This window comes from Actinomadura sp. HBU206391, from assembly GCF_014323665.1.
GTDB lineage: Bacteria > Actinomycetota > Actinomycetes > Streptosporangiales > Streptosporangiaceae > Actinomadura_C.
In genome coordinates this window covers 1-5,360 of sequence record NZ_JABVEB010000328.1, presented here as the reverse complement: position 1 = coordinate 5,360, position 5,360 = coordinate 1, and the positions used below count along the sequence as shown (strand labels likewise).

The 5,360-nt window shown below is 66.5% G+C and carries 4 protein-coding genes and 1 pseudogene; 1 reads left to right on the top strand and 4 read right to left on the bottom strand.

The window, feature by feature from the left end; genetic code table 11:
- The 3 genes and pseudogenes from HKK72_RS35545 to HKK72_RS35535 all read right to left on the bottom strand — a co-directional run.
- A pseudogene (locus HKK72_RS35545) lies at window positions 1–533 on the bottom strand (glucose-6-phosphate dehydrogenase); the annotation flags it as partial.
- Window positions 530–2,356, bottom strand: a complete 1,827-nt coding sequence (locus HKK72_RS35540) for a glycoside hydrolase family 15 protein (protein WP_187238794.1) — start codon at window positions 2,354–2,356, stop codon at window positions 530–532. The pseudogene HKK72_RS35545 and the gene HKK72_RS35540, both read right to left, overlap by 4 nt.
- Before the next feature lie 383 nt (window positions 2,357–2,739).
- Window positions 2,740–3,702 carry an aldo/keto reductase gene (locus HKK72_RS35535; RefSeq protein ID WP_187238793.1) on the bottom strand — a complete coding sequence of 321 codons (963 nt, stop codon included), beginning with the start codon at window positions 3,700–3,702 and terminating at the stop codon, window positions 2,740–2,742.
- 399 nt (window positions 3,703–4,101) lie between these two features.
- Between HKK72_RS35535 and HKK72_RS35530 the strand changes: the two genes are divergently transcribed.
- The gene (locus tag HKK72_RS35530; RefSeq protein WP_187238792.1) at window positions 4,102–4,242 is read left to right on the top strand and encodes a hypothetical protein; all 141 of its coding nucleotides are present in this window, start codon (window positions 4,102–4,104) and stop codon (window positions 4,240–4,242) included.
- Window positions 4,243–4,960: 718 nt separating this feature from the next.
- Here the strand turns inward: HKK72_RS35530 and HKK72_RS35525 are convergent.
- Window positions 4,961–5,200: a hypothetical protein gene (locus tag HKK72_RS35525; RefSeq protein WP_187238791.1), complete on the bottom strand. Its 240-nt coding sequence runs from the start codon at window positions 5,198–5,200 to the stop codon at window positions 4,961–4,963.
- Window positions 5,201–5,360 lie beyond the last annotated feature (160 nt).

Genomic DNA, 5,360 nt, shown 5'->3' with positions numbered 1-5,360 from the left:
CGACTGCCGAGCACGTTCTGGACGGTCGTCATGGCCAGGAAGTGGTCGACCCGGAAGACCGCCTGTTCTGGCACGAGGTCGGCGAGCAGCCGGTTCAGCTCCACCGCGCTGTCCAGATGTTCGCCAAAGGGTTTCTCCAGCACGATCCGGCTGCCCGACGGCAGTCCCACGTGGTGCAGCGTGGTGACCACGACGGGGAAGACCGCCGGGGGAAGGGCGAGGTAGACGGCGACCGACCCATCGCCGACGATGACCGATGCGACGTCGGCGGGGTCAGTGACATCGGCCCGCCGGTAACAGGCGCAGGCCGTGATCGCGTTCCTGGCGTCGGCCGGCCAGGATCTGCCATGCCGGTCGAGTTGGCCGGCCGCCCAGCGCCGGAACTGCTCGCCGTCCCAGTCTTCCCGGCCGACGCAAGTCAGCTGGAACCGCTCACCGAGGTGTCCCGCCGCCCGCAGTGCGGCCAGCGCCGGCAACAGGTAGCGTGCGCTGAGATCACCCGTGGCGCCGAAGACTGCGAGTCGATCGATCATGTCGCACCTGCTCTCGCCCGCGCGAGATTCACGCCGCTGGCGATGATCCCGATGTGGCTGAACGCCTGTGGGAAGTTGCCCATGAACTCGCCTGTGGAGGGGGCGATCTGCTCTGACAGCAGCCCGAGCGGGCTCGCGCGGGCGCACAGCGAGGCATAAAGCTCCTCGGCTTGTCCGATCCGGCCTTGGGCGATCAGGTTGTCAACGAGCCAGAAGCTGCACAGCACGAAGGCGCCCTCATCGCCGGCGATACCGTCGGGTGACTGATCATGCAGGTAGCGGTAGAGCAAGCCGCCGCCAGCCGACAGGCGCTCGGCGATTGCTGTGGTGGTCGCCACCATCCTCGGGTGATCAGCCGGGACGACGCGTCGCAGTGGAAGGGCGAGCAAGCTGGCATCCAAACTGCCGCCGCCGTGGAGAAACTCGCTTAGCGTCTGAGCGTCCTCGTCCCAGGACTGGTCCAAGATGAGCTGGCGCAGCTTCTCGGCCTGAGCTCGCCAGGCCGCGATCCGCTCGGGCAGGCCAAGCCGCTCACCGATCGCCGCGGCGCGGTCCATGGCCACCTGACACATCCCGGCCGAGTAGGTGAACACTCGGCCGTCGCCGCGTACCTCCCAGATGCCCTGATCCGGTTGCCGCCACGCCTTGCTCGCGGTGTCGGCCAGCCCGGCCAGGTCGGCCCACAGCGCGGGCTGGACCTCGCTGCCGGAGCGCAGCCATTGGTCGGCGCAGTCTAGTATCTCGCCGTAGACGTCGTGCTGGCGCTGATCGGCGGCGCCGTTGCCCCATCGCACCGGGGCGGAGCGCCGGTAGCCTTCCAGCTCGGGGTCTTCGACCTCATCGGGCACGGGGCTGCCGCTGAGGTCGTACATGATCCGCGGCCGCCGGCTTTGCTCGAAGGCGTCAAGGACCCAGCCGAGAAAAGCGTCGGCCTCGCCACCGAAGCCGATGCGGCGCATGGCGAAGACGGCGAAGGCCGCGTCGCGGATCCAGGTGTAGCGGTAATCCCAGTTACGGATCCCGCCGACCGGCGCGGGCAACGAGGACGTAGGCGCCGCGACCAGCGAGCCGTTGGCCCAGTCGTCGCACAGTTTCAAAGTGATCGCAGCACGTCGGACCAATGGCTCTTCAGGACCGCGGTAGCTGAAATGCGTCATCCAGCGGCGCCACGCCTCAGCGGTCTCCCGCAGCATCGCCTCGGCGTCGAACCGGTGGTGGCGATGGAAACGGCCCCAGGACAGCACCAGCTCAAGACGATCACCTTGTTCCAGGTCATATGTGCTGCACAGGCCGGTCAGGGGACGGTTGGAGCGCAGATGCAGCCGCAGGTCCGGCCGCCGGGACGCCCGTACTTCCAGTCCGCTGAACAGAGCCCGGGCCTGCCCGCCACCGCGAGGCCTCAAATCCACCCGCAGACGGACGTTCCCGGCCAGGACGACGGCCGAACGGACCAGTTCGGCCCGGTTAACGGGTGCGTCATCGGTGAGATCAGCGCCAGAGCGCAGGACCAGCGCATCAGTGATCCGGACCACGCCGCTCGCGCTCCGCAACTCGGTCGTCAGCACCCCGGTGTCAGGCTCATAGCGCTGCCGGGCCTCCACCAGATCCTCCGGCGCCACCGTGAAGTGCCCGCCGTGCGCGTGATCCAGCAAGCCACAGAACAGCGGTTCGGAGTCGAAGCGGGGAAGACACATCCACGGGATGGAACCATCCAAGCCGACCAGCGCCGCCGTCGCGCCATCCCCGATCAGACCGAGGTCCTCCAGCGGCAGATATCCGTCATGCCGGCGAACCGGCCGGAATGATGGATTGAGATCAAGCATCCCGCCTCGTTTCTGCTGGGCCGGAGCCACAGCGGTGCGGCTTGATCCGGCGGGGCCGGAACACGATCAGCGATGATCAGTCGCGGTATGGGCTTTCCATGAACCCGACACGGCCGATACGCAACCCAGGCAGCAGGTCCCGCTCTGTGTCGCCGGCCCACGCGGTCTCCCAGCGGCTTCATGGAACGCTTACCCCAGGACTCATCGTGTAACCGGCACCGCATGTAGATCACCTGGGCACGTGCCGAGCGTGAAACCCTGCCAGCACTCGGGCCCCTTCCGGGGCTAACCAAGCGGTCACAGGCGCCGGCCGGGTTGGCGTTGATACGCAGCACGCACCATACGAACAACTGCGCGGCGGTACGGCTTATCCAAGGGGGTGGTCACGCGGCCTCGGGCGCGGGCGTGCGGAGGGGTATGGCCCCCGACATGATCTTCTCGATCTGCGCGAGGTCCTCCTTGCCCAGGCCGATGTCCAGCGCGCCGACAGTCTCCTCGAGATGGGCCCGGCGGCGGGAGCCGACGATGGCGACCTGGACCGCGGGGTGCGCCAGTACCCACGCCACGGCGAGCTGCCCGATTGTGGCGTCCCGCTCCTCGGCGAAGCGACGAAGCTCGCCGACCACCTCCAAGTTGCGGCGGAACGTGTCACCGGTGAAATCGGGGCGGCCCGATCGCCAGTCGTTCGCCGGGAAGGTGGTGTTCTCGTCGAACCCGCCGCCCAAAAGCCCGTGCGCCAACGGGCCGTAGGCGAGCACGCCGACGTCGTGCTCGGCGGCATAGGACAGGGTGTCGCCTTCGATGTCCCGATGGAACAAGTGGTAAGGCGATTGCAGCGCCTCGACCTGCCGTTCGGCCGAGAACACGCGCATCTGCTCAGCGTCGAAGTTGGAGACGCCGACGTGGTCGATGAGCCCCTCATCGACCATCTCCCACAGGACCACCGCGGTCTCCGCCAGCGAAGTCCTCGGGTCGGGCCAATGAATCTGATAAAGGTCGATGCGGTCAACCCCCAGGGCAGTCAGACTCTCCTCCACACCACGCCGTATCCAGTCAGGGCTGGAGTCGCGCACCACCGCGTCGCCGTCCATGCGCAGCCCACCCTTGGTGGCGATCACCACCTGGTCCATCTCACCGGCCAGAGCCCTGCCCAGCAGCCGCTCCGCGGTCCCGAACCCATATCCCTGCGCGGTGTCGAAGACGTTGATGCCCAGTTCGCGGGCGTGGCAGATGCTCTCGATCGCCGACCGCTCCTCGACCTCACCCCACTCCCCGCCGAACTGCCACGTACCGTAAGCGATCGGCGTGACCTGAAGCCCTGTGCGACCAAGCCCTACCGTCTCCATCTCTCGGCCCCTTAGAACCCTTGGAAGATGTCGTCTACGGCGCCACCTACCCAACGGTCATCCGAGGAACCCGCTTGACGTGCGGAAACATAGCAAAGGTCGGCGCTTCCCTACCCCATAACCTTCCGTACGCCAGCCGACCTCGCCGGCGCCTTTCTCACCGGCGGAATCCGAACATCTACGGCAAAGCACGCACATCCAGGGCCGCCATGACCTCCCAACCGGGAGGCAGGCAATGGGTCCAGACCGGCCCGCTCTCCTTCAGCCACGCCCTCACCGGCGGCGACCGCACCTACAAGCAGGTCTCCGAGGTCCCGGCGCTCAAGACCCCTTTCCCTGCCTGTGGGAGGTCTCCTATCACGTCCGTGCAGCGACCTATGTACCCGAGAAGACGGCACTGTGGTCACCACAGCGCTGTTCAAGAACGTCAGGCTCATCCCCGGCAGTGAGGCACTGACCGGCATCAACAGCTCGAATGAGGGAACCCAGGGCACCATCGGGCAGACGTTCACGCACACCTTCGCCGCCGCGGCGTCCTGACGCTCCACGCGTACCGCATCGGGCAGGCCAGCGGCGCCATCATCAGCAACTCCGACGGACGCACCCGAATCATGGCGCACTGAGCCGAACCTGAGCCGAGCCAAAAGGCCGGCATTGAGTTGATCTCGACCGCCGCCGCGGAAGCGGGATATCCGGGACGGTTGAAATCGCGGCGACGATGAGTTCGCGAAGTCCATGCGCGAACCCATCGTCGAAGGCACCCACGAGTGGCCGGGCCACCTACCGTCAGAAAACAAGACCATCTACCACCAGTTCTGGATGGCGGTCAGCACTCACCCAGCCGGACGCGACCATCGCCTCCATCGCCCGCCTCCCGGGCGTCAGCCGGGCGACCATCTACAAGTACGTCCCCGAACTCAAGACCGGCCAGCGCCCCCAACTCGAGCCCGGCCGCAGACCCACCCGCGCCAAGCTGCCCGCCGACTGACCGTCGATCCCTTGCCCCTCGCCGGAGCTTCGGGAGCCCTGGCCGGCGAAGTACTTCAGGGGTACGGGCGCACGCGTGTAAGGCCGAGTGCTCATGATCACGCGGACAAGCGTCACGACATCATTGCTCATCGTCGGGAACGCCGCAGGTAGCCAGCTTACGATTGCTCACAGGTTCGCGGAACCTACACATCCGACGGGAGATGGCCTCGAACTCCCTGAGCTTCACCCCGCAAGTGCCGGGCTTCAGCCACGCATCGCCTGCCATCGCTTACCTGACGCCCTGCGGCGTGTGGTCGAGCTTGGCCCGCACCAGTTCGATGGCCTCCTGGAGCTCGTTCCGTAAGATCCGGGCATTGCGGTGAACGTCGCCGTCGAAACGCCGGCCGCTCGGACCGACCCATGCCTTGTCCTCCATGGCCCGACACGGCTGGTCCAGGATGTGCCAGTGCCCGTCCGAGAGACGTTGCAGCTGGCCGAGCAGACGAGTGAGCCGTTCGCGTTCGTTCACGCGACCTCCCGTACGGTCCAGTACGCAAGAGGATGCCATGCACTGACCGCATCAGTCACCACAGCGTCAGTCAGCCATCAAATGCTTAATTTAGATTGCACGTTATGTCTCATTAAGTGATGTGGCGTCAGGCTCAATGGATCCGGCTCTGATCGCCGCC

Excerpts from the sequence above, each read along its gene's own strand:
- HKK72_RS35535 (WP_187238793.1), bottom strand. The coding sequence starts at position 3,702 with ATGGAGACGGTAGGGCTTGGTCGCACAGGGCTTCAGGTCACGCCGATC.
- HKK72_RS35540 (WP_187238794.1), bottom strand. The coding sequence starts at position 2,356 with ATGCTTGATCTCAATCCATCATTCCGGCCGGTTCGCCGGCATGACGGA.